The 24,128-nt window shown below is 68.6% G+C and carries 22 protein-coding genes; 6 read left to right on the top strand and 16 right to left on the bottom strand.

Going from position 1 to position 24,128, the window contains the following annotated elements:
• Positions 1 to 451 precede the first annotated feature (451 nt).
• Positions 452 to 709: a hypothetical protein gene (locus HHL28_RS07615; protein WP_075768981.1), complete on the top strand. Its 258-nt coding sequence runs from the start codon at positions 452 to 454 to the stop codon at positions 707 to 709.
• 106 nt (positions 710 to 815) lie between these two features.
• Here the strand turns inward: HHL28_RS07615 and HHL28_RS07620 are convergent, their stop codons facing one another.
• Positions 816 to 1,178, bottom strand: coding sequence for a hypothetical protein (locus tag HHL28_RS07620; RefSeq protein ID WP_075768980.1), 363 nt, complete (start codon positions 1,176 to 1,178; stop codon positions 816 to 818).
• Positions 1,179 to 1,352: 174 nt separating this feature from the next.
• Between HHL28_RS07620 and HHL28_RS07625 the strand changes: the two genes are divergently transcribed.
• A complete protein-coding gene (locus tag HHL28_RS07625) occupies positions 1,353 to 1,811 on the top strand; it encodes a hypothetical protein (protein WP_169654947.1) in 459 nt (152 codons plus the stop codon).
• 3 nt (positions 1,812 to 1,814) lie between these two features.
• Here HHL28_RS07625 and HHL28_RS07630 read toward each other — a convergent pair whose 3' ends face one another.
• The 3 genes from HHL28_RS07630 to HHL28_RS07640 form a co-directional block, all read right to left on the bottom strand.
• On the bottom strand, positions 1,815 to 2,816 hold the full coding sequence (locus tag HHL28_RS07630; RefSeq protein WP_075768978.1) for a LysM peptidoglycan-binding domain-containing protein: 1,002 nt from the start codon (positions 2,814 to 2,816) through the stop codon (positions 1,815 to 1,817).
• 89 nt (positions 2,817 to 2,905) lie between these two features.
• The gene (locus HHL28_RS07635; protein ID WP_075768977.1) at positions 2,906 to 3,568 is read right to left on the bottom strand and encodes a cytochrome b/b6 domain-containing protein; all 663 of its coding nucleotides are present in this window, start codon (positions 3,566 to 3,568) and stop codon (positions 2,906 to 2,908) included.
• Between the two features lie 21 nt (positions 3,569 to 3,589).
• A complete protein-coding gene (locus HHL28_RS07640; RefSeq protein WP_075768976.1) occupies positions 3,590 to 4,057 on the bottom strand; it encodes a c-type cytochrome in 468 nt (155 codons plus the stop codon).
• A 184-nt stretch (positions 4,058 to 4,241) separates the two neighbouring features.
• Between HHL28_RS07640 and HHL28_RS07645 the strand changes: the two genes are divergently transcribed.
• From HHL28_RS07645 to HHL28_RS07655, 3 genes are all read left to right on the top strand, one after another.
• Positions 4,242 to 4,826, top strand: coding sequence for an LOG family protein (locus tag HHL28_RS07645; protein ID WP_075768975.1), 585 nt, complete (start codon positions 4,242 to 4,244; stop codon positions 4,824 to 4,826).
• A 125-nt stretch (positions 4,827 to 4,951) separates the two neighbouring features.
• On the top strand, positions 4,952 to 6,169 hold the full coding sequence (locus tag HHL28_RS07650; RefSeq protein ID WP_075768974.1) for an NADP-dependent isocitrate dehydrogenase: 1,218 nt from the start codon (positions 4,952 to 4,954) through the stop codon (positions 6,167 to 6,169).
• 126 nt (positions 6,170 to 6,295) lie between these two features.
• Positions 6,296 to 6,895 carry an exopolysaccharide biosynthesis protein gene (locus HHL28_RS07655; RefSeq protein ID WP_075768973.1) on the top strand — a complete coding sequence of 200 codons (600 nt, stop codon included), beginning with the start codon at positions 6,296 to 6,298 and terminating at the stop codon, positions 6,893 to 6,895.
• Positions 6,896 to 6,941: 46 nt separating this feature from the next.
• Here HHL28_RS07655 and HHL28_RS07660 read toward each other — a convergent pair whose 3' ends face one another.
• The 10 genes from HHL28_RS07660 to recA form a co-directional block, all read right to left on the bottom strand.
• On the bottom strand, positions 6,942 to 7,247 hold the full coding sequence (locus HHL28_RS07660; RefSeq protein WP_404326886.1) for a GcrA family cell cycle regulator: 306 nt from the start codon (positions 7,245 to 7,247) through the stop codon (positions 6,942 to 6,944).
• A gap of 321 nt (positions 7,248 to 7,568) precedes the next feature.
• Entirely contained in the window at positions 7,569 to 9,026 is a 1,458-nt protein-coding gene (locus HHL28_RS07665; protein ID WP_075768971.1) for an NADP-dependent isocitrate dehydrogenase, read from the bottom strand.
• Between the two features lie 122 nt (positions 9,027 to 9,148).
• The gene (locus HHL28_RS07670; protein WP_075768970.1) at positions 9,149 to 10,339 is read right to left on the bottom strand and encodes a vWA domain-containing protein; all 1,191 of its coding nucleotides are present in this window, start codon (positions 10,337 to 10,339) and stop codon (positions 9,149 to 9,151) included.
• Positions 10,340 to 10,388: 49 nt separating this feature from the next.
• Positions 10,389 to 11,777 carry an adenylate/guanylate cyclase domain-containing protein gene (locus HHL28_RS07675; protein WP_075768969.1) on the bottom strand — a complete coding sequence of 463 codons (1,389 nt, stop codon included), beginning with the start codon at positions 11,775 to 11,777 and terminating at the stop codon, positions 10,389 to 10,391.
• Positions 11,778 to 11,878: 101 nt separating this feature from the next.
• Positions 11,879 to 12,853, bottom strand: coding sequence for an L-histidine N(alpha)-methyltransferase (egtD, locus tag HHL28_RS07680; RefSeq protein ID WP_075768968.1), 975 nt, complete (start codon positions 12,851 to 12,853; stop codon positions 11,879 to 11,881).
• Between the two features lie 14 nt (positions 12,854 to 12,867).
• Positions 12,868 to 14,112, bottom strand: coding sequence for an ergothioneine biosynthesis protein EgtB (egtB, locus tag HHL28_RS07685; RefSeq protein WP_075768967.1), 1,245 nt, complete (start codon positions 14,110 to 14,112; stop codon positions 12,868 to 12,870).
• A 116-nt stretch (positions 14,113 to 14,228) separates the two neighbouring features.
• Complete coding sequence (locus HHL28_RS07690; protein WP_075768966.1) at positions 14,229 to 15,077, bottom strand: AAA family ATPase; 849 nt, start codon at positions 15,075 to 15,077, stop codon at positions 14,229 to 14,231.
• Between the two features lie 36 nt (positions 15,078 to 15,113).
• Positions 15,114 to 15,329 carry a DUF2283 domain-containing protein gene (locus tag HHL28_RS07695; protein ID WP_075768965.1) on the bottom strand — a complete coding sequence of 72 codons (216 nt, stop codon included), beginning with the start codon at positions 15,327 to 15,329 and terminating at the stop codon, positions 15,114 to 15,116.
• A 6-nt stretch (positions 15,330 to 15,335) separates the two neighbouring features.
• Entirely contained in the window at positions 15,336 to 18,029 is a 2,694-nt protein-coding gene (gene alaS / locus HHL28_RS07700) for an alanine--tRNA ligase (protein WP_075768964.1), read from the bottom strand.
• A gap of 501 nt (positions 18,030 to 18,530) precedes the next feature.
• Positions 18,531 to 19,607 (bottom strand): recombinase RecA, encoded by a 1,077-nt coding sequence (recA, locus tag HHL28_RS07705; RefSeq protein WP_075768963.1) that lies wholly within the window; start codon positions 19,605 to 19,607, stop codon positions 18,531 to 18,533.
• 393 nt (positions 19,608 to 20,000) lie between these two features.
• Here recA and HHL28_RS07710 point away from each other — a divergent pair, with 393 nt between their 5' ends.
• Entirely contained in the window at positions 20,001 to 20,549 is a 549-nt protein-coding gene (locus HHL28_RS07710) for a hypothetical protein (RefSeq protein WP_075768962.1), read from the top strand.
• Positions 20,550 to 20,571: 22 nt separating this feature from the next.
• Here HHL28_RS07710 and HHL28_RS18435 read toward each other — a convergent pair whose 3' ends face one another.
• Both HHL28_RS18435 and flhB read right to left on the bottom strand, forming a co-directional pair.
• A complete protein-coding gene (locus HHL28_RS18435; protein ID WP_075768961.1) occupies positions 20,572 to 22,953 on the bottom strand; it encodes an ATP-binding protein in 2,382 nt (793 codons plus the stop codon).
• A 91-nt stretch (positions 22,954 to 23,044) separates the two neighbouring features.
• A complete protein-coding gene (gene flhB / locus HHL28_RS07720) occupies positions 23,045 to 24,124 on the bottom strand; it encodes a flagellar biosynthesis protein FlhB (protein WP_075768960.1) in 1,080 nt (359 codons plus the stop codon).
• Positions 24,125 to 24,128: the final 4 nt, after the last annotated feature.

A 24,128-nucleotide genomic window follows, 5' to 3' on the forward strand; every position in this document is an offset into this window, starting at 1 on the left:
CTGCGGCCCTCTGTGTCCTCTGCGTTCCAGAAACCCGCTGTCCGTTGCCCGACGAGGGCCTGCAACTGGACAATTTTCCTATCCCATGCCACACTCACCCCCGCGCCGCCCCTCACCGGGCGGGGCCGGGTCTTGGGCATGGTGGGGTTCGGGGGATGTGTTAAGGAGACAAAGGTGACACCGTCGCGGGTGCGTCTCCTTTGTCTCGTTAAGCCAAAAATCGCTGTCGCGTCAGGTACTTGGGATGTGACACGCGTCACCTTAAGCGTCACCTTTGGTCACCTTAAGGTCTCCTTAGGTCACCGCGCGTCACCGGCCCGGGCCCCGGGGCGTGCCTACCCGGACGGGCTGCGTTGCGTGGATGCCGCTTTTTCGCCCCATGATCCCTGTTATCCCTGGGGCAGGACGGGCCGTTGGCCCCGGTAGCCGATCTATTGGAAGGATGTGAGCGATGTCGACCCTTCACCGTCAGGCCATGGAAGCCGTGCTGAAGGCTGCGGAGATGGACGTGCTGGGCACGTTGGAGGAGAGCGGCATCACCGACCGCCACAGTGAGGAGGCGGACAGCGCCGTAATGGACGTGGCCATCAGCCATGCCTACCGGGTCTTCGTGCGTATCTGCGAATCGCAGGGCCTGACCGCCGACCCCTGGCTGTTCGCCGACCTGGCGGGGGAGCTGGCGGAGGAGGAAGGTCAGCAGAACGCCTGACCAGAGCGGCGGCGCTTGTCGCCGCAGGCCGGCGACCGCCGGCCCGCCGCCTCGTGGCGGCGTAAGCCAAGGGCGCGGATGCGCCCGCCCGGCGCCTGAGGGAACGCTAGCGACCGAGCGAAGCTCGGAGTTCCCGGGCGCGGGCGGCCACCGCCTCCGGGGTCACCGGCGGGCTGGGGGCGGCGGGGGTCACGGGCAGGCCGTCATGGCCCTTGCCCTCCATGAACTGGCGGCCGTCCCAGGGGCTCAGCATCAGCTCGAAGGGCAGGCCCAGCCGCTCGATATGCTGGGCCAGCAGGTGGGCGGCGTGGCGGTCCAGCGCCGTCTCGGTGGAGACGGCGACCCGGTCCAGGTCGGGGCGGCGGCGGCGCAGCTCGTTCACCAGCCGGACGAGCCGGCTGACGGCCTGGGCCTGGTCGTCCGGCAGGCGGCTGATGTCGGGGTACGGGATGCTCGTCTGGGCGTCCACGCGGGTCCTGGCTCTGGGCGGCTGAGGTTCCGGGAGTATGCGCCTGTCCGCCGGGACAGGAAAGGGCGCAGAACAGCGGCTTGGCGGGCCAATGGCGGAAATCGCTGGACCCGGCGGGGCACCCCGATCTATCAGGGATCAGCACTATCCGTTCGGTCGGTGGGGAGGTTGCGCGTGGCCCAGGCGCTGGAGATGGTCGCCAAGCTGGCCCGGGAGGTCGAGAAGGGCCTGCCCCTGGGGCCGGGGGCCGTGCGGGTGGAGGAGGACGGGGACGTCATCGTGCTCCGCCCGGCGCCACCGTCGCGCCACCACTTCTACCTGGACGGCCTGCTGTTCCATGTGGCGATCACGCCCAAGCCGGACGGGACCACCCTGTTCCAGATCTGGGCGGAGGTGGGCTACATGCCCTACACCATCGAATCGCCGGAGAAGCGGGCCAAGCTGCAGGCCATCCTGCGCTCCGCCAGTTGGATCAACGGCGCCCGCTTCGTGGTGGACGAACAGCAGAAGATCCTGGTGCTCGGCCAGCACGAACACCCCGGTTCCTTCACGGTCAACGACCTGATGTGGGAAACGGTCCAGTTCCTCCAACACGCCCGCCCCTACCTGCGGGTGCTGGGCCAGTACCTGTAACCCCTAACTCTTTGGTTTTTCCGGCGGCAGCAGGAAGATCTGGCCGGGATAGATCAGGGCCGGGTCGCGGATCTGCCCCTCATTGGCCTGGAAGATCAGGCTGTAGCGCAGCCCTTCCCCATAGGACCGGCGCGCGATGGCCCAGAGGTTGTTCCCCGGCAGGACCACCACCGCCTTGTCGCCCAGGGCGTTCTCCGGCAGGGGCCGCTTGTCGAAGGCCACCTCCGCCCGGCCGGCCACCTTGCCCTCCGGCCCCAGCTGGTCGGCCCGCAGGGTATAGCTGCCGGGGTCCAGGTTGCGGCCCGGGCTGATGCTCCAGCGCCCCGCGGGGTCCGCCTTGGCCCGGCCCACCAGGGCATTGTCCAGGTAAAGCATCACCTCCGCCCCCGGCGCGGCCTGCCCGCCCACGGTGACGTTGCCGGCCCGGTCATAGTCCACGGCATCAAGGCTCACCGCCCCCGGCGGCCCGCCTGCCTGCGGCGCCTGGAGCACGCGGGACGCCCCGCCCTCCGGCCCGGTCAGCAGGGCCAGGGCGCCGCCGGTCTCCCCCTGCTTCCGGCCGGCCACGTCCTGGTTCCGCTCCGGCACCACCAGCACGACGGTGCCCTGCCCGTCCTGCCGCTGCCCGTCCGGCCCGGTGGCCTCCAGCCGCAGCTCCCGCCCGCCGGGCGCCAGGGGCTGGTCGGGCAGGTAGACCCACTCCCCCCGGCTGTCGGCGGTGACGCTGCCCAGCTCCTTGGCGCCGTCGAACAGGGTGACGCTGCTGCCCGGCGCCGCCCGCCCGGCGATCACGGCCCGCCCGTCAGGCTCCACCCGGACCACGTCGAAGCTGGGCTTGTCGGACGGGGCCTGCGTCGGCGCCGCGGGGGCCTGGGGCGCGGGCGCGGCGGCGATACCCGCAGGCGCCTGCCCCGGGGCGGACACCTGCCCCCCGGACAGCCACAGGGCGCCGCCGGCCACGGCCAGCCCGCCCACCACCGCCACCGCAAGGATTGCCCGGTTCACACTGTCCCCCGACGGAAACGAACGCGGCAGCCTACCCGCCCGGGGCCGCCGCCGCCAGCTTTCCCTTGGCTTCCGCTGATGTAAGCCCTTCAGGCGAGCGTCGCCAGGGCCCAGACCACACCGCCGGCCCCCAGCGCCACCAGCAACGCCTTCAGGGGTGAGGCGAGGCGTGGCGGCGCCCCCTCCACCTCCGCCCGGCCGGTCAGCATGGGCCCCACCAGGTCGCGCCGGGCGAACAGGCCATAGAAGGCGATGGCCAGCACATGCACGGCCACCATCACCTGCAACAGGATGAAGGCCGTCTCATGCACCGTCTCCAGCCAGTCCTCGGTGCGCTGGTCGACATACTGGCTGAGCGGGCCCTCCACCAGCACGATGTCCCCGCCGGACAGGAACAGCCCCGACCCCACCTGCACCGCCACCAGCCCCAGCAAGGCCAGCACCGCATAGGCGCCCAACGGGTTGTGGCCGGCATGGGCCTCCAGCGCCTTGGTCCCGAACAGGTGCCGCAGGTGCAGCCAGGCGGCGGCCGGGCCCTTCACGAAGCTGGCGAACCGCGCCGTGTCGCTGCCCACCACGCCCCAGACGACCCGGAACAGCAGCAGCGCCAACGCCCCATAGCCGAACAGCAGGTGCGTCTCCAGCCGGTCCTCGTCACCGGACGTGTACCAGGACCCCGCCAGACAGAAGACCAGGCCCCAATGGAAGACCCGCGTGGGCAGGTCCCAGACGGTGACACGGCGCTTCGGCATGGCGGGCCCTTGTGGCTGCGGTCAGTCCTTTTTCTTGTACGAGTCGTGGCAGGCCTTGCAAGTGCCACCGACCTCGCCGAAGGCGGCGCCGGTGGCGGCCTTGTCGGTGAAGTTCACCGCGGCCAGCTTCTTCGCGGCAGCCTGGAAGCTGGCGTTCTTGGCCTCGAAATCGGCCATGTTGGTCCAGATGGCCGGCAGCGCCTCGCTCTTGCCCACGCCCACGGCGGTGCCGGCGGGGAACCAGGTGTGCAGGCCGGCACCGACGGTCACCAAGGTCTGCGCGGCCTTGGAGGCGTCGGCGGCGGTGCCCTCCCCATCCTTGGCATAGCCCTTCAGCACCTTCATGGCGCCGCCGAACTGCTTGAAGTTGGCCTTGCGCTGCTCGATCGTCACCTCCGCCGTGTCCTGGGCCACGGCGACGCCGACGGTGCCGACCAGGGCCGCGGCCAGCAGGGCGCCGGCGGTGGTAATGCCGAAACGACGGGTCATCCTGTCTCTCCTCACCGAAAAGGGGGCCGGTCCTCGGCCCCCTCCGTCTTGTTTCCACGGGGTGGATGGTGTAGGGCCGTCCGGCCGGGTCCCCGCACCGCCAGAGTGCCCGCCCCGACCGGATGGCGCAAGCCCTGCCACCTGCGGCTTAGCCACCCGACTTTCGGTACCAGAAGGAAGCACCATGACCGCCCTCCGAAACGTCTGCGTCTATTGCGGTTCCTCCGGGTCCGTTGATCCGTCCTACAAGGAGGCCGCGCACGCGCTGGGCACCGCGCTGGCCGAGAGGGGCCTGGGACTGGTCTATGGCGGCGGCCGGGTGGGCCTGATGGGCATCGTGGCCGATGCGGCCCTGGCGGCGGGCGGCGAGGTGGTGGGCATCATCCCCGAGCATATCCAGAAGCTGGAGGTGGAGCACACCGGGCTGACGGAGCTGCATGTGGTGGACAGCATGCACACCCGCAAGCGCATGATGGTGGAGCGCTCGGACGCTTTCATCATCCTGCCAGGCGGCCTGGGCACCCTGGACGAGGCGTTCGAGATCATCACCTGGCGGCAGTTGAAGCTGCACGACAAGCCCATCATCATCGCCGACATTGGCGGCTATTGGCAGCCCCTGCGGGACCTGTTGACCCACCTCAAGGACACCGGCTTCGGCCGCGGCGACATTGACCAGCTCTACACCTTCGTCGAGCGGGTGGAGGACATCCTGCCGGCCCTTCGGCGTGAGCCGGAGCCGCAGCAGGCGGTGGACACCGCGCGGCTCTGACCTGCCCCCAAGCGCGTCGGGTCAGGTTGCGGCCTTTCGATGATTGGGGGTAAGGTCGGCCGTCACGGTCGGGGGCCATGTCCGAACCCGACCCACTTCCAAGAGATGCCCGGGAGAGCGTATCCATGCCGAAGATCAAGGTCGTCAACCCCATCGTGGAGATGGACGGCGACGAGATGACCCGCGTGATCTGGCAGTTCATCAAGGACCGCCTGATCCTGCCGTACCTGGACGTGGACCTGAAATACTTCGACCTGGGCATCGAGCACCGCGACGCCACCGACGACAAGGTGACGGTGGAGGCGGCCGAGGCGACGAAGGAATATGGCGTCGCCGTGAAGTGCGCCACCATCACCCCGGACGAGGCGCGGGTGAAGGAGTTCAACCTGAAGCAGATGTGGAAGTCCCCCAACGGGACCATCCGCAACATCCTGGGCGGCACCGTCTTCCGTGAGCCCATCATCTGCAAGAACGTTCCGCGCCTGGTGCCGAACTGGACCGCGCCCATCGTGATCGGCCGCCACGCCTTCGGCGACCAGTACAAGGCGACGGACTTCATCATCCCGTCCGCCGGCCGCCTGTCCATCACCTTCACCAGCAAGGACGGCACCTCGAACATCCGTCACACGGTGTTCGACTTCGACGGCCCGGGCATCGCCATGGGCATGTACAACGTGGACGAGTCGATCCGCGGCTTCGCCCGGGCCTGCATGAACTACGGCCTGCTGCGCGGCTACCCGGTGTACCTGTCCACCAAGAACACGATCCTCAAGGCCTATGACGGCCGCTTCAAGGACCTGTTCCAGGAGGTGTTCGACACCGAGTTCGCGGACAAGTTCAAGGAGAAGGGCCTGACCTACGAGCACCGGCTGATCGACGACATGGTCGCCAGCGCGCTGAAGTGGAACGGCAACTTCCTGTGGGCCGCCAAGAACTATGACGGCGACGTGCAGTCCGACCTGGTCGCCCAGGGCTTCGGCAGCCTCGGCCTGATGACCTCCGTGCTGATGACGCCGGACGGCAAGACGGTGGAGGCGGAGGCCGCCCACGGCACGGTGACGCGCCACTACCGTGACCACCAGAAGGGCAAGCCCACCAGCACCAACCCCATCGCCAGCATCTTCGCCTGGACCCAGGGCCTGAACTACCGCGGCAAGTTCGACGGCACGCCGGAAGTCACCCTGTTCGCCAAGACGCTGGAGCGGGTCTGCGTGGAGACGGTGGAGTCCGGCTTCATGACCAAGGACCTGGCCCTGCTGATCGGCCCGGACCAGCCTTGGCTGACCACCCAGGACTTCCTGGCCAAGATCGACGAGAACCTGCGCAAGGAGATGGGGCTGTAAGCCCCGGAGTTTCGAATTCGAAAGTCGAGGACCCCGGCCCTTCGCGGCCGGGGTTTCTTTTTGTGGGGCCGGGCTTGCGGGCCGAAGGGGCGCCCCCACCTTCGGGAAGCTGCCGCAGGAGCCCCGATGTCCGCCTATCCTTCAGAAAGCCTTGGCCGCCTAGCCGACGAGCTTGGCGAGGGGGCCGTCACTGTGGAGGGCTTGGCGGAGCGGATGCAGGGCAAGGGCCTTGCCCTGCTGCTTGTCATCCTGGGCGTCTGCGCCCTGGTCCCGTCCCCCGGGATCCCCATCGGAATCCCGGCGGGCATCATGCTGGGACTGCTCTCGTTGCAGATGATCCTGGGTGCCCGGGAATTGCGGCTGCCAGGATGGCTGGCCCGCCGTCGGATAGAGGCGTCGCGGGTTGGCAACCTGTTACGGCGGGCCGTGCCGACGGTCCGATGGATGGAGAGGCGCCTGCGCCCGCAACGCATGTCCCACCTGACGGAGGCCGGGTGGCTGCGCCTGCTGGGCGTGCTGGTGCTGCTGCACGGCGTGCTTATTGCCTTGCCGATCCCGCTGGGCAATACGCTGCCGGGCCTCAGCGTGATCCTGTTCGGTTTGGGATTGCTGGCCCGCGACGGGCTGGCGGTGGTCGCCGGGCTGCTGATGAGCTTGGTGGCGGCCCTGTTCGACGCGCTGATGGTGGGCGCCGCGGTCTGGTTCCTGGACTGGTTGGCCCGATGAGGGGCGGGGCTGCCGACGGCCCCAGCCCCCTACATCTGGTACCCGCTCAGGCGACGCCCAGCTTGCGGTCGTCGTCGCGCTTCTTGGCGGGCTGGTAGGCCAGGGCGGCGTGCTCGGCGCAGTAGGGCAGGCCCTGGACGGCGGCCTTGCCGCAGAAATGGAAATCGGGGCTTTTCGGGTCGCCCACCGGCCATTTGCACATGCGCTCGGTCAGCGACAGGATGGTGGCGCCCTTGCTGGGCTTCTTCTTGATGGGTGACGGGCGGCCGGACAGGCCAAGGCGGTGCGCCTTGCCGATGACGGCGTTGCGCGTGACATTCCCCAAGGCGTCGGCGATCTCGCTCGCGCTCATGCCCTGGCCCCAGAGCTGGCGAAGCTTCTCGACCCGCTCATCGGACCATGTGGTTTCAGTCGCTTCCACGCTCCCACTCCCCCTCTAATTCAAGGTGCCGGTCGTGGCCGCCGGCTAGGCTGGCAATCCCTACAACACGCGAACCCACAAAATGTTGTGGCCCACGGGTTGGGAGGCTACCAGACTTGTATCTATCTGGGTAGAGGGGGGACCGGTGAATCCTGTGGGTAAGTGCGACTCCGGCAGTTGGAAAGGCGACTCAGCGGCATCCCGGCAACAGGGGGCCTGACGATCGGGCCAAGCCCCCTGCCCCGTTTTCCCTTACTGGCCGGCGGCGACGGAATAGCCCGCCGCGCCGTCGAAGGTGTAGAGGCTGGCGGTCTGTACCACGTCCAGGCCCGACTCGGCAAAGCGGCCGAGCAGGGAGACCACCTCTGCCGGGGCGACTGTGTCTTTCCCGTCAGCCAGCAGGCGCAGGCGCCAGTGGTCGGTGCAGAAGGTCTCCGGCGCGCCCTCCGGCCAGACCTTCTGGCCGCGGTTGGAGATCATGGCCAGCTTCAGGCCCTGGCCCACCAGCGGCTGGATGCGGGCGGCCATGTCGTCGCCGTTGCCACCCTTGTGGTCCACGAACACGTCCACGCCCACCTGCACCTTGCGCACCGGCGGCAGCTCCTTCAGGGCGATGCCGGCGAAGCTGGCCTTCTCCCCCACCTGATAGCTGGCGGGGGTCAGGGTGGTGGGCCGCTCGCCCAGGCGGTCGATCAGGTTCTGGGCGAAGTCGCGGGTGCCCACGCGGGCCTTGGAGACGCCGCGCTTGAAGATGTCGACGGTGTGGATGCCGTCCTCCACCATCTTCAGCCAGGCGTTATGGATCTTCTCCGCCGCCTGGGCCTGGCCGATATGGACCAGCATCATGACGCTGGCCAGGATCAGGCCCGACGGGTTGGCGATGCCCTTGCCCGCGATGGTGGGGGCGGAGCCGTGGATGGCCTCGAACATGGCGCACTGGTCGCCGATGTTGGATGAGCCGGCGAGCCCGACCGAGCCGGTGATCTGGGCTGCGATGTCGGAGATGATGTCGCCGTAGAGGTTCAGGGTGACGATGACGTCGAAATGCTCCGGCGTGTCGGCCAGGCGGGCCGCGCCGATGTCGATGATCATCGTCTCATGCTCAATGTCCGGATACTCCGCCGCGATCTCGTCGAAGACGCGATGGAACAGGCCATCGCTGATCTTCATGATGTTGTCCTTCACGAACGCCGTCACCTTGTTGCGGTGGTTCGCGCGGGCATACTCGAAGGCGTAGCGGATGATCTTCTCGGAGCCGGGGCGGGAGATCAGCTTGACCGCCTGGGTGACCTCCTGGGTCTGCCGGTACTCAATGCCGGCATACAGGTCCTCCTCGTTCTCGCGCACGATCACCACGTCCATCTTCGGGTGCTTGGTGCTGACGAACGGGTGGTAGCTGACGCAGGGCCGGATGTTGGCGAACAGGCCCAGCGCGCCGCGGATGGTCACGTTCAGCGACTTGTAGCCGCCGCCCTGAGGGGTGGTGATCGGCGCCTTCAGGAACACCTTGGTGCGGCGCAAGGACTCCCAGGCGGACGGCTCCATGCCATTCATGATGCCGCGCTTATAGACGCTCTCGCCGATCTGGATTTCCTCATAGGCGAGGTTGGCGCCGCTGGCCTGCAGCACCTCCAGGGTCGCGTCCATGATCTCGGGCCCGATCCCGTCGCCGCGGGCGATGGTGATCGGGGTGGGGGTATTCTCGGTCATGTCATTGGTCCTTCCGTCAGCCCGTCCCCTTCAGCGGGGTTTGCCGGGCGCGGCGGGACACTAGTCGGGAGAGCCCCCGGGATCAATGGGGCGAAGCGGCGCGGGTGGTACGACCAAAGGGGTCAATGCCCCAGCTCCCGCATGCCCGCGTCCAGCCCCTCCAGGGTCAGGGGGTACATGCGGCCGCCCATGGCCTGGCGCAGCATCTGGATGCTCTGGGTGTAACCCCAGAAGCGTTCCTGGGTGGGGTTCAGCCAGATGGCGTGCTTGTAGTGGGCCAGCAGCCGTTCCAGCCAGACGATCCCCGCCTCCTCATTCCAGTGCTCCACGCTGCCGCCGGGCTGGACGATCTCGTACGGGCTCATGGCCGCGTCGCCGACGAAGACCAGCTTGTAGTCTGGGCCATAGGTGTGGATCACGTCCCACACGGACGTCTTCTCCGCATGGCGGCGGCGATTGTCCTTCCACACGCCCTCATAGACGCAGTTGTGGAAGTAGAAGTACTCAAGGTGCTTGAACTCGGTCCGCGCGGCGCTGAACAGCTCCTCGCACAGCCGGATGTGGTCGTCCATGCTGCCGCCCACGTCCAGGAACAGCAGCACCTTCACGGCATTGTGCCGCTCCGGCACCATCTTGATGTCCAGGTAGCCGGCGTTGCGGGCCGTGGAGGTGATGGTGTCCGGCAGGTCCAGGATTTCCGCCGCCCCGGTACGGGCGAACTTGCGCAGCCGGCGGAGCGCCACCTTGATGTTGCGGGTACCCAGCTCGACCTGGTCGTCCAGGTTCCGGAACTCCCGCTTGTCCCAGACCTTCACGGCGCGGCGGTTGCGGCTACCGTCCTGGCCGATACGCACGCCCTCGGGGTTATAGCCATAGGCGCCGAAGGGGCTGGTCCCGGCCGTGCCGACCCACTTGCTGCCACCCTGGTGCCGTTCCTTCTGCTCCGCCAGCCGCTGGGCCAGGGTCTCCATCAGCTTTTCCCAGCCGCCCAGCGCCTCGATCTGCGCCTTCTCCTCCTCGGTCAGCAGCTTTTCGGCCAGCTTCTTCAGCCAGTCCGCGGGGATTTGGGCGTACAGCTCTTCCAGCGTCGTGGCAGCACAACCTTCCAAGCCCTTGAAGACATGGCCGAACACCCGGTCGAACTTGTCCAGGTTCCTCTCGTCCTTCACCAGGATCGCGCGGGACAGGTAATAGAAATCCTCCACCTGGAAGCCGGCCACCCCGGCCTGCATGGCTTCCATCAGGGCCAGATATTCCTTCAGGCTGACGGGGACGCCGGCCTTGCGCAGTTCATAGAAGAAGGTGGGGAACATGGGCGGACCTGGGGATTTGCGGTTGCCGGCATCCTAACAGGGAACGGGCTCAGGCCGCCACGCTGGGCGCGGCCCGGCGCCCCTCCGGCCGGTGGTACCAGAGGGCGATGGTCCCGTCGCGGCCGCGCAGGGGCATCTCCTCAATCCGATGGAACCCGTCCAGCGCGGGTTCCCCGTCGGTCACCAGGGTGGCGCCGGCCACCTCGTCGCTGATGACGATGTCGGTGTCCAGTTCCCGGGTCAGGTGCATCAGACGGCTGGCCACGTTCACCGTGTCGCCGATGACGGTGAACTCCAGCCGGCGGTCGCTGCCGATGTCGCCGGCCACCACCACCCCGTAATGCAGCCCGATCCCCAGCCCGATGGGCTCCAGCCCATGGGCCGTGCGGAGCCGGTTCCAGTCGGCCACGGAGGCCTGCATGGCCCGGGCGCAGGCCAGCGCCGCCGCGGGGTCGCGGCCGGAGGGGGTGAGCAGCCCGAAGGTGGCCATGACGCAGTCGCCGATATACTTGTCCACCGTGCCGCCATGGTCGAACACCGCCCGCTCCATCCTCAGGCGGAAGCCGCGGAGCAGCTCGATGATCTGGTCCGGCGGGGAGTTCTCGCACAGCCGGGTGAAGCCCGTCAGGTCGGCGAACAGGACCGCCACGGCCCGGGTCTGCGGGTGGGACAGGGGGCTGTCCTTGTTGGCCAGCCGATCCACCATGTCCGGGGAGAAATAGCGGGCGAGGTTCGCGCGCTCCCGCTCCGTGGCGATCTGGTTCATCACCAGCCGCCGTGAGCGCTGCACCGCCATGGCCAGCACCAGCGACACCAGCAGGAGCAGCAGCACCTGGCTGACCCAGGCGGTCAGGTCCACGAAATTGGGGTTCTGCAGAATGCGCAACACCTCCGCCATGTTGGGCTCGTACCACAGCATGGTATGGGGCAGCGTGAAGCTGCCCGGCTGCTGCACCACCCAGACCACGGCCGCCGACCAGGCGATGCTGGCCGCCGCCCCGCTGAACACCACCAGGGCCGGCGACTGGGCCAGGGCGCTGGCACCGATGAACAGGAAGAAGACGGGGAACCAGACACTGCGCAGGTTCAGGGCGGCGGGCGCCACCTCCCCCCCGATGGTCATGGGCATGACCAGGGCGGCGGCGATCAGGGCATGGTCGAAGGCCACGGCCGCGTACAGCATCCACGGGCGGAAGGCCCGCGTCCGGCTACCGCCCCACACGCCCAGGCCCGTCGCGGCCAGCAAGGCCAGGATGAAGTACGGCGTCAGGTTCTCGAAACTGGTCTCAAGCCACAGGGCCCAGCCCAGGATCACGCCCAGGGCGATCAGCCGTGCCTTGGTGGCGATGTCGATGCCCTGGCGCTGTTCACGCAAGAAGGCCGCCGCGACGCGCGCCTCCTGCCGTTCGGCCAAGCCATCCTTGTCCAGCGCCGCCATGCCGGCTCCCCCCTCCCACCGCCTTCATCTTAGCGCATCGGTGCCGGTTAATCCCGGCGAAAGCGTGGCGCCTAGGCCGAAAGGAGGAAGGCCGTGGGTGCTCAGGCCTCCAGCCAATGGACGCTGAACAGGGCCGCCGGGTCCGTCCATACCCGTGCCGGGCGGTAGCCGGCCCGGGCTGCAAGGGCCTGGAACTCCGGCAGGGAGTATTTGCACGAGATCTCGGTGTGGATGCTTTCCCCCGCTTGGAAGGCGAAACGCCGGCCCGCAGCGGGGACGATCTGGTCGCGGGTGGAGACCAGGTGCATCTCCACCCGCCCCTTGGCCGGGTCGTAGAAGGCGTGGTGGCGGAAGGCGGACAGGTCGAACCCGCCCCCCAGCTCCCGGTTGATGCGCGCCAGCAGGTTCAGGTTGAAGGCCGCCGTGACGCCCGCGGCGTCATCATAGGCCGCGTCCAGCACGGCCTTGTCCTTCTTCAGGTCCACCCCCACCAGCATGCCGCCCCCGGCCAGCTCCGGCCGCCAGTGGGCCAGGAACCGCTCCGCCTCCTCCGGCAGCAGGTTGCCGATGGTGGAGCCGGGGAAGAACGCCACCCGCCGCCGCGGCAGGCCCGTGGTGGGCGGCGGTATGGGCACGTCCTGGGTGACATAGTCGGCACAGAGGGCCAGCACCTCCAGGTCTGGATAATCCGCCGCCAAGCGGTCGCAGGCATCTCGCAGGTGGTCCCGGCTGATGTCCACGCCCACATAGCCGGCGGGCGCTTCCAGCCGATCCAGCAACAGCCGCACCTTCACCGACGACCCGCTGCCCAGTTCCACGAGCTGGACGCCCGGCCCCAGCAGGGCCGCCATCTCAGCCCCATGGTCGCGCAGGATCCCGACCTCCGTCCGGGTCGGGTAGTATTCCGGTAGGTCGGTGATGCGATCGAACAGGCGGGAGCCCTCGGCATCATAAAAGAAGGTGGCCGGCAGGCTCTTCGGCGTGCGCGCCAGCCCATGCACCACCGCGTCGGCGAAGCTTTCCACCGTCGGCGCAAGGTCGAGGAAGCCGCTTCGGGCGGCGCTGGATAGGGCCATGTCTCGCGTTCCCGTCAGGCGTCCCGGGCCAGGCGAAGGCCGCTGAACTGCCAGCGGCTCCCGGCCGGGAAGAAGTTCCGGTAGGTCGGGCGGCCATGGCCCGGCGGGGTAACGCAGGAATGGCCGCGCAGGACCACCTGCCCGCTCATGAACTTCCCGTTGTACTCCCCCACCGCCCCCGGGGCCGTGCGGAAGCCGGGGTACGGCAGGTAGGCGCTGTTGGTCCATTCCCAGACCCGGCCCGCCGGGGTGGGGCCGTCCATCGCCGGCGGATGGACCACAAGGCCCGCCATTTCCCTGTCCGGCGCCCAGCGACAGGCAACCTCCCACTCCGCTTCGGTCGGCAACCGTGCCCCGGCCCAGCGGGCGAAGGCGTCGGCCTCGTACTGGCTGACATGGGTGACCGGCTCCGCCACGTCCGGCCGCCGCTCGCCATGCAGGGTGAAGACCCGCCAGTCCCCCTGCCCCGCCTCACGCCAATACATCGGCGCCCGCCAGCCCTCCGCCTGCACCCTGGCCCACCCGTCCGCCAGCCAGAGCGACGGGGTGGCGTAGCCGCCATCGGCCATGAAGGCCAACCACTCCCCCACGCTCACCGGCCGGTCGGCCAGCCGGAAGGGTTCCAGCCACACCCGGTGCCGCGGCCCCTCATTGTCGAAGGCGAAGCCGGGGCCCGCATGCCCGACCTCCACCAGCCCGCCGGGATGGGCGACCCAGCCCAAGGGCGGCACCGTCCCGGCGACCGGCTTTTCCGCCGACCGGTAAGCCGGCTTCAGCGGGCTTTCGTTCAGCAGGTGCTTCAGGTCGGTAAGGATCAGTTCCTGATGCTGCTGCTCATGGTTCAAGCCAAGCTCGACGAGGTCCAGCACCTCCACCGACGGCCCCGTCTCCAGCAAGTCCATGACCTGCCCGTCCACCACGGCGCGCCATTCCAGCACCTCGGACACCGGGGGCCGGGTCAGCAGGCCCCGCTTCGGCCGGGGGTGCCGGTCGCCGATGGCGTCATAGTAGCTGTTGAACAGGAAGCCCCATTCGGCCCGCCAGGGCTGGCGCCCGCCATGGGGCCCCAGCACGAAGGTCTCAAAGAACCAGGTCGTATGGGCCAGGTGCCACTTGACCGGGCTGGCGTCCGGCATGGACTGGACGACCATGTCCTCCGCCGACAGCCCCTCTGCCAGGGCGAGGCTGCGGGCACGGACGGCGCTGAAGGACGCGGCCAAGCGGGTGAGGCGGTCGGAAACTCTGTGCAAGTCCGGCATGGGGCGGGTCCAGGCTACGGGACGGGTGCCCAGCCTTAACCCCTGACACCCCCGCCTGGTCCCTGGCGAGCCCCGGCCCTCACGCGCATTTGAGGGCTACCCCGTCGGACCTAGGCTCACCCGCCCTGCCGCCGGGCCAGGAAGGCCAGCCGTTCGAACAAATGCACGTCCTGCTCATTCTTCAGCAGGGCGCCGTGCAGCGGCGGGATCAGCTTCTTCGGGTCGCGCTGGCGCAGCGTCTCGGGCGTCATGTCCTCGACAAGGAGCAGCTTGATCCAGTCCAGCAGCTCCGACGTGCTGGGCTTCTTCTTCAGGCCCGGCGTCTCCCGCACCTCATAGAACAGGGTCAGCGCCTCGCGCAGCAGCTCCTGCTTCAGGTCGGGGAAGTGCACGTCGACGATCTTCTGCATCGTCTCCGCGTCGGGGAAGCGGATGTAGTGGAAGAAGCAGCGGCGCAGGAAGGCGTCCGGCAGCTCCTTCTCGTTGTTGCTGGTGATGATGACCACGGGCCGCTGCCGGGCCTTCACGGTCTCTCCCGTCTCGTAGACGAAGAACTCCATCCGGTCGAGTTCCAGCAGAAGGTCGTTGGGGAACTCGATGTCCGCCTTGTCCACCTCGTCGATCAGCAGCACCGGGGCGCTGTCGGCCGCGAAGGCCTCCCATAGCTTGCCCTTGCGGATGTAGTTCCGGATGTCGCTGACCCGCGGATCGCCCAGTTGGCTGTCGCGCAGGCGGCTGACCGCGTCATACTCGTACAGGCCCTGCTGCGCCTTGGTGGTGGATTTGATGTGCCACGACAGCAGCGGCTTGCCCAGGGCCTTCGCCACTTCCTGCGCCAGCACGGTCTTGCCGGTCCCCGGCTCCCCCTTCACCAGCAGCGGCCGCTGCAACACCAGCGCCGCATTGACCGCCACCCGCAAATCATCGGTGGCGACATAGTCCTTGGTGCCTTCGAAACGGGTCATCGGGTGTCCTAGGTCGGGGTTCTGAAGGGGGACGACTCACGCTGCCAATCTTGAATGACGCTGCACCAGCGCCAAGGCTTCTGCGATCACATCCGCCTGGCAGCTAGCCAACTGGATGTCATAATCAACCGGCTCACCATCGTCGCCCAGGTCGATGATGACCTCACGATCCTCATCGACCTTCTGCCGGACGGAAGCGCCAGGCCTGATCTTGACGTGAAGGCTCTCGGAGGCGGGGTCGTAGGAGACCATGCGCCCTCAAGCCCCCGCCCCTTGCAGGATCTCCGCCACGGTGGCCTCCACCTCTTGCACGGCCAGGTCGGCCTTGCCGCCGTCCGGGCCACCGGCCTGGGCCATGTCGGGGCGACCGCCGCCGCCCTTGCCGCCCATGACGACGGAGGCGATGCGCACCAAGTCCACGGCGTTCAGCTTGGCGGTCAGGTCCTCGGTCACGCCGACGACGACGCTGCCCTTGCCGTCCGCCACGGCGATGGCCACGACCACGCCGGTGCCCACCTGCTTCTTCAGGTCGTCGGCGAAGGGCTTCAGGTCCTTCGCGGGCAGGTCTTGCACCACCCGGCCCAGGAACTTGATCCCGCCGATCTCCTTGGCCCCGCCGGCCGCCGCACCCCCGGCCGCGGCCCCGCCGCCCAAGGCCACTTGGCGGCGCAGCTCGGCCAGCTCCTTCTCCAGCTTGCGGCGCTCCTCCACCAGGCTCGCCACCTTGGCCGGCACCTCCGCGGCGGGCACCTTCAGGGCCTGGGCGGTGGCGTGCAGCCGCTGCTCCTGCTGCTCCAGGTAGGCCAGGGCCCCGGCGCCGGTCAGCGCCTCCACCCGGCGGATGCCGGCGGCGACGGCGCCCTCCGACACGATCTTGAACAGGCCGATGTCGCCGGTGCGCCGCACATGGGTGCCGCCGCACAGTTCGACGGAGAACTCCTTGTTGGCGCCCTCGTCATGCCCGCCCATGGAGACGACGCGCACCTCGTCGCCATACTTCTCCCCGAACAGGGCCATGGCGCCCTGGTCGATGGCCTCCTGCGGGGTCATCAGGCGGGTGACCACGTCGCTGTTCAGGCGGATGCGGCGGTTCACCTCCGCTTCCACCGCGGCGACGTCGGCGGCGGACAGGGGCGTGGGCTGGCTGATGTCGAAGCGCAACCGCTCCGGCGCCACCAAGGAGCCCTTCTGGGTCACATGCTCGCCCATGCGGCGGCGCAGCGCCTCGTGCAGCAGGTGGGTGGCGGAGTGGTTGGCGCGGATGGCGCCGCGGCGCTCCGTCTCCACCCGCATCTCCACCACGTCGCCGACCTTCAGCGTGCCCTTGCCCACGGTGCCCAGGTGGGCCCAGACGGCGCCGAGCTTCTTCTGCGTGTCCCTGACCGCGAACTCCGCCCCGGTGGGGGTGAACATGATGCCGCTGTCGCCCACCTGGCCGCCGGACTCGCCATAGAAGGGCGTCTGGTTGACGACAACCATCACCTCCTGGCCCGCGGCGGCCTGCTCCAGCCGGCTGCCGTCGGCGGCCAGGATGGCGCGCACCTCACCCTCCGCCACCTCCGTGTCGTAGCCCAGGAACTCGGTGGCCCCCAGCTCGTCCTTCAGCTCGAACCAGACCCGCTCGGTGGCGGCCTCGCCAGAGCCGGCCCAGGCGGCGCGGGCCTTCCGGCGCTGCTCCTCCATGGCGGCGTTGAAGCCGTCCGTGTCCACCCCGCGGCCGCGGGTGCGCAGCACGTCCTGGGTCAGGTCCAGGGGGAAGCCGAAGGTGTCGTACAGGGTAAAGGCGACCTGCCCCGGCAGGGCCTGCCCTTCGCCCAGCTTGCCCTCCTCCTCGGTCAGCAGCTTCAGGCCGCGGTCCAGGGTCTGCTTGAACCGGGTCTCCTCCAGCCGCAGCGTCTCGGTGATCAGGGCCTGGGCGCGCTGCAGCTCGGTATAGTGGCCGCCCATCTCCCGCACCAGGGCGGGGACCAGCCGGTGCATCACCGGGTCCTTGGCGCCCAGCATGTGGGCATGGCGCATGGCGCGGCGCATGATCCGGCGCAGCACATAGCCGCGCCCCTCGTTCGACGGCAGCACCCCGTCCGCCACCAGGAACGACGTGGCGCGGAGGTGGTCGGCAATCACTCGGTGGCTGACCGCGTGGGGGCCGTCCGGGCTGGTGTTGGTCGCATCGGCGGAGGCCAGGATCAGCGACCGCAGCAGGTCCGTATCATAGTTGTCGTGCACGCCCTGGAGCACGGCGGCCAGCCGCTCCATGCCCATGCCCGTGTCGATGCTGGGCTTCGGCAGCGGCACCCGCTCCCCGCCGGGGAGTTGCTCATACTGCATGAAGACCAGGTTCCAGATCTCGATGAACCGGTCGCCGTCCTGTTCGGCGCTGCCCGGGGGGCCGCCGGGGATGTGGGAACCATGGTCGAAGAAGATCTCCGAGCAGGGGCCGCAGGGGCCCGTGTCACCCATCATCCAGAAATTGTCCGACGTGGGGATGCGGATGATCTTGTCGTCGCCGAGGCCGGCCACCTTCTTCCAGAGGTCCGCCGCCTCATCGTCCGTGTGGAAGACGGTGACGCAGAGCCGCTCCTTCGGCAGGCCGAATTCCTTCGTGATCAGGGTCCAGGCCAGCTCGATGGCGTCGGCCTTGAAGTAGTCGCCGAAGCTGAAGTTGCCCAGCATCTCGAAGAAGGTGTGGTGCCGGGCCGTGTAGCCCACATTGTCCAGGTCGTTGTGCTTGCCGCCGGCGCGGACGCACTTCTGCGACGTGGTGGCGCGGCTGTAGGGCCGCGTCTCCTGGCCCGTGAAGACGTTCTTGAACTGCACCATGCCCGCGTTGGTGAACATCAACGTCGGGTCGTTGCGCGGCACCAGGGGCGAGCTGTCCACGACGGCGTGGCCGTTCTTGCCGAAGAAGCCGAGGAAGCTGGAGCGGATCTCGTTGATGGTCTTCTTGGACATGGGGCCACGGGCTCGTGTTCAACGGGTGCGATGGGGAACGGGTTGTACCGTGGGGATGTGGCGACTGTCCACGGGGCAGCACAGGGGCGACGGGAACGGAGGGGGCCTTGCGGCGGTTTCCCGCGGTCCGACCAAGCCAGGGGAGCAACCTGATGCCCAATGACAATGGCCCCCGGCGCGAGTCCCCGCCAAGGAGGGGTGGAAGGGTGCCGTCTACCAGGTCCCCTCAGCCGGCCTCGGCTCCCGCTACCCGCCCATCGGCCGGCACATCCTGTACACGCTGCTGACCATCGGGGTGGCGGTGTTGCTGGCGTTGCTGCTGATCTGAGCCGGTCGGTGCGCGGCATTGCATTTCGCAAAACACCGTCCATTCCGTTGCTGATTGCAGTGCTTCCGGCAAAAGCTGCGCAGGCAAGAGGCCCCCAGCTGTCCCTGGAACAGCAAAAGGGGCGCGACCCCCGAAGGATCGCGCCCCTTCCGAATCCCAATCACACCCGGCGGTCAGTCTGGGCTGCTGGCGTCCGCGTCGGCTTCCGGCGTGCCCATCATGGCGCCGGCGACGATGCCCGCGTTGGAGCGGATCTTCTGCTCGATGGCGTCCGCCGCGGCGGGGTTGTTGCGCAGGTAGGCCTTGGCGTTCTCCCGGCCCTGGCCGATGCGCGTCCCGTCATAGCTGAACCAGGCGCCGGACTTCTCCACCACGCCGGCCTGGATGCCGAGGTCGAGCAGCTCGCCCACCTTGGACACGCCCTCGCCATACATGATGTCGAATTCCACCACCCGGAACGGCGGGGCCATCTTGTTCTTCACCACCTTCACGCGGGTCTGGTTGCCCACCACCGTGTCGCGGTCCTTGATGGCCCCGATGCGGCGGATGTCCAGGCGGACGGAGGCGTAGAACTTCAGCGCGTTGCCGCCGGTCGTCGTCTCGGGGTTGCCGAACATGACGCCGATCTTCAGGCGGATCTGGTTGATGAAGATCACCAGGCAGCGGGACTTGCTGATGGAGCTGGTCAGCTTGCGCAGGGCCTGGCTCATCAGGCGGGCGTGCAGGCCGACATGGCTGTCGCCCATCTCACCCTCCAACTCGGCCCGCGGCACCAGGGCCGCCACCGAGTCCACCACCAGCACGTCGATGGCGCCGGAGCGCACCAGCGTGTCGGCGATCTCCAGCGCCTGCTCACCGGCGTCGGGCTGGGAGATCAGCAGCTCGTCCACGTTCACGCCCAGCTTGCGGGCATAGGACGGGTCCAGCGCGTGCTCCGCGTCCACGAAGGCGCAGGTGCCGCCGTTCCGCTGGGCCTGGGCGATGGCGTGCAGCGCCAGCGTCGTCTTGCCCGAGCTTTCCGGCCCGTAGATCTCGATGATGCGGCCCCGCGGCAGGCCACCGATGCCCAGCGCGATGTCCAGGCCCAGCGAGCCGGTGGAGACGACCTCGGTCTCGGTCGCCGCCTCCCGGGCGCCGAGCTTCATGATCGAGCCTTTGCCAAACGCACGTTCGATCTGGCCCAGAGCCGCGTCGAGGGCTTTCTGCTTGTCCATTGGGGTCTCAACAAGACGGAGTGGGGCTGCCGACATATCCCTGTCCCTTTCCTTCTCGCACGGCTGCGGGGTGCGTTCAACTGAACCTGAATGTACCCGTTCCGTTCTTGCCCGCCAAGGGGAAATGTTTCTGATCTGTTCTCATTCAGGGCGACAGAACAGCGATAAGGGGGGAACGGAACGGCGGGTCGGGGGTCCCGCCGGAGGGCCCTGGCACCCTGGCCGAGGGGGGGAGTGGCCGGGCGCCCGGCCGGCTCCGGCGGGGAGCCCTCATATGGGCGACTCGGGTCGTTGGACAAGGGTCCGCGGCCCCTTTCCGGCTACCCCGGAGCCGTCCTTTCCCTGCCATCGTTCTGCCATGGCATGCCCCCAGCTTGGGGACATACGGGTATCCCGGCGTGGATGCCCGGGTGAACGGAGGAACTCGCGATGGGCACCCTTTTCCGTGGCGCGGCCCTGGCCCTGGTGGGCGGCACCCTGTTGCTGGGCGGCACGGCCGCCCCGGCCTTCGCCGACGATGACGGCCGGCACTGGCGCAAGCACCAGGGCTGGCGGCATGACCACGGCCACCGCTGGGACCGGGATGACCGCAGGTGGGACCGCCGCGACCGGCACTGGGACCGGCGCCACCACCATCACCACCACCGCGGCCGGGACGTCTATATCTATGAACGCAGGCGCGGCGGTGACACGGGCCTCGCCTTCGGCCTCGGCGCCATCACCGGCCTCGCCGCCGGCGCCCTGCTGGCGGCCCCGCCGGCCTATGCCGCCCCGCCCCCGCCGGTCACCTACTACACCCCGCCCCCGCCGGTGACCTATGGGCAGCAGGCGCCCATCTACGCCGCCCCCACCGGGCGGCAGAGCGCCGACGGCCATTGCCGGGAATACCAGACCCAGGTCCGCGTGAACGGCCGGCTGGAGCCGGCCTACGGCACCGCCTGCCTGCAACCGGACGGGTCCTGGCGCACGGTGGACTGAACCAGCGTCGGCGGGCGGTGCCTCACTCCCCGCCGATGACTTCCTTCACCTTGCTGGCGAGTTGCTTGAGGCTGAAAGGCTTGGGCAGGAACTCCACCCGCATGCCGTCGCCCACCTGGGCGCGGAAGCGTTCCTCCGCATAGCCGGAGATGAAGATCACCTTGAGGTCCGGCCGGAACTCCTGCACGTGTCGGATCATGGTGGGGCCGTCCATCTGGGGCATGACCACGTCGGTGACGATCAGGTCCACCACCGGCCCGTCCTGCCGCTTCAGGATTTCCAGGGCGGACTCGCCGCTCTTGGCCTCCAGCACGTGGTATCCCTTGTTGCGCAGGGCCCGGGCGCCGAACACGCGCACCGCGTCCTCGTCCTCCACCAGCAGGATGGTGCCCATGCCGGTCAGGTCGGCCACCTTTTCCTTCGCCTCCGCCGGCAGGGCCGTCGCGGCCCCCGTCTCCTGGAATCGGGGCAGGTAGATGGAGAACTTGGCCCCCTCCCCCGGCGCCGAATCGACGAAGACGAAGCCGCCCGTCTGCCGCACGATGCCATAGACCGTGGACAGGCCCAGCCCGGTGCCGGACCCGATCTCCTTCGTGCTGAAGAAGGGCTCGAAGATACGCTGCAGGTTCTCCTTCGGGATGCCGCAGCCGGTGTCGATCACCTCGACCACCACATAGTCGCCGGGCTGCATCTCCTCCGTGTCGCGGCGCACGGGCACGGGCGTGGAGAAATTGGAGGTGACGATGGTCAGCCGGCCGCCGGCCCCGGCCATTGCGTCGCGGGCATTCACCACCAGGTTGATGATCACCTGCTCCAACTGGCCCTGGTCCACCTTGACGAGGCCAAGGTCCCGGCCGTGAATCATCCGGAACTCGATGTTCTCACCGATCAGGCGGCGCAGCAGGTTGGACAGCTCCGCCAGCACGTCGGTGATGTTCAGCACCCGGGGCTGCAAGGTCTGCTGCCTTGAGAATGCCAGCAACTGCCGCACCAGGTTGGCGGCGCGGTTTGCGTTCTGCTTGATCTGCATGATGTCGGTGAAGCTGTGGTCGCCCGGCTTGTGCCGCAGCAGCAGCAGGTCGCAGAAGCCGATCATGGCGGTCAGCAGGTTGTTGAAGTCGTGCGCCACGCCGCCGGCGAGCTGGCCGATGGCCTGCATCTTCTGCGACTGGACGAACTGCGCCTCCAGGTTCTTCTGGGTGGTCATGTCCACCATGTGCAGGATCAGGGCCCGGCCGCCACCCTCCGTCTCCACCCTGCGGGCATAGACATGCACCGCGGGCGAGGAGCCGCCCCGCAGCCGCGCCTCCACCGGCGCGCTGCCGTCCGCGCCGTCCAGCACGGCGGCCAGATGGGCCAGGAACCCCGCCCGCTGGTCCCGCTGGAACAGCAGCCCCACGGCCTTGCCCTGCACGTCCGCCAGCGGGGCCGCCACCAGGGACAGGAAGGTGGCGTTGCACTCCTCCAGCTTCAGCTCGGCGTTCACCTGGGCGATGCCGATGGGGGCGTAATCGAAGAAGCGCTGGAAGCGTTGCTCCACCCGCTCCAACGCCTGCACCAGGGCCGGGTCGGGGACCGGGGGCGGCACCAGCCCCACCACGCTCCAGCCGCCGTCAGCCCCGTCCAGCAGCCGAACGGTCGGCAGCGCGGCCCCCTGCCCCTGGATGAGGCTTTCCAGCGTCTTGCCGACATTGGCGATGTCCAGGGCGTCCTTGCCCAGCAGGTGTGCCAGGGTGGGGTTTGCCGCCCACACGACACCGCCCGAATCGACCAGGGCGAGGCCGAGGGGCGTCTCATCCGCCAGCAATGGCGGTGGAGACGAGGCAGCCGCATCGCCCGCCGACAGCTGCACGCCCCCCGCCGGCGGCGGTTCCGCCGGGGCCGGCAGGGCCTGCCAGACCACATGGCCCGGGCAGGCCGACAGCGGCTTGGCGCTGACCAGCATCCGGCGCTCCCCCTTGGCTTCGCGGAAGGAGAGTGTCGCGCTTGCCGCGCGCCCTTCCCGCGCCGCCAGTTCCAGGCGGCGGATTTCCAGCCGCGCCTCCGGCCCGGCCGCCGCCTCGGCGAGGGCTTCCGCCGGGGACCGGCCGCGGGGCTGCGCCAAGTCGCGGAACGCCGGGTTGAAGGTGGCAGCGCGCCCATCGGGCCCGGCCAGGGCCGCGGGGCCGTCCAGCTCCTCCAGCATGCGGGCCAGCACCATCCGGCCGCGCTCCACCTCGCCCACGGCCTTGCCCACCAGATGCACCAGGGCGATGGCCCCGAAACCCAGGGCCCCGGCCAGCAGCCAGAGCAGCATCGCCCCCGCCACCCCGTTCATCCCGGCCGCCAGCCACAGGCCGGCGATGCCCAAGGCCGCCAGCGCCCCGGCGCCGATGGCGGCGACACGGGTCGGGCTGGCAACCAAGCTCTCGGAACGGGGAGACAGGGACACGAGTGCGCCTATGCCGTCGTTGGAGGTCCCCCACCCTAACAGCAAATGCACCGATTGGTGGGGATCAGGAGGGGATCGTCTTCCGCTTCAGCTTGAAGACATAGGAAATGACCTGGGCCACCGCCTTATAATGGTCGGCCGGGATCTCCTCATCCACCTCCGCCGTGGCGTACAGGGCGCGGGCCAGGGGCGGGTTCTCCACGATGGGGATGTCGTGCTCCTCCGCCACCTCGCGGATGCGGAAGGCCAGGTTGTCCACGCCCTTCGCCACCACCTTGGGCGCCGACATGGTGGTGCCGTCATACTTCAGCGCCACGGCGAAGTGGGTCGGGTTGGTCACGACCACGTCCGCCGTGGGCACGTTGGCCATCATGCGGTTGCGGGCCCGCTCCATGCGCAACTGGCGGATCTTGCCCTTGATCAGGGGGTCGCCCTCGGACTGCTTGAACTCGTCCTTCACCTCCTGCTTGGTCATGCGCATCTGTTTCATGAACTCGAAGCGCTGGTACATGTAGTCGGCACCGGCCAGCAGGCTGAGGACGATCAGCACGGCGAAGATCAGCTTGCCCGCGATCTCCTTCGTCTCCTGGATCAGGTCGGGCAACGACATGGCGATGAAGTGGTCCACCGACCCCCATAGCGGTGCCAGCAGCCAGGTGACCACCACCCCAACCACCAGCAGCTTCGCCAGGGACTTCAGGAACTCCACCAGGTTGCGCATGGAGAATTTCTGCCCCAGCGCGGCCAGGGGGTTCAGCTTGTTCAGGTCGAAGCTGAACACGCTCTCGGTGCTGAACAGCCAACCCACCTGAAGCAGGTTCCCCGCCACCACGGCCACCGCCAGCACCAACAGCGGCACGATCATGGCGATGAAGATGTCCAGCGCCAGCTCCGACAGCACCCGGCCCACGCCGGCCAGGTCCGTGGCGAATTGGTGGGGCCGCTCGATGAAGGGTACTAGGGACCCGCTGAGGTGGCCGAAGGACCAGGGCAGGATGCCGATCACCAGCACCAGCCCCGCCCCCAGCACCATCAGGTGGTTCATCTCCTGGGTCTTGGGCACCTGGCCGCGGGAGCGCGCGTCGGCCAGTTTTTTCCCTGTCGGGTCTTCTGTTTTGGAGTCTTCGTCCTGGTCCTCGGCCATGCCG

The organism is Aerophototrophica crusticola (genome assembly GCF_012913305.1).
Lineage (GTDB): Bacteria > Pseudomonadota > Alphaproteobacteria > Azospirillales > Azospirillaceae > Niveispirillum > Niveispirillum crusticola.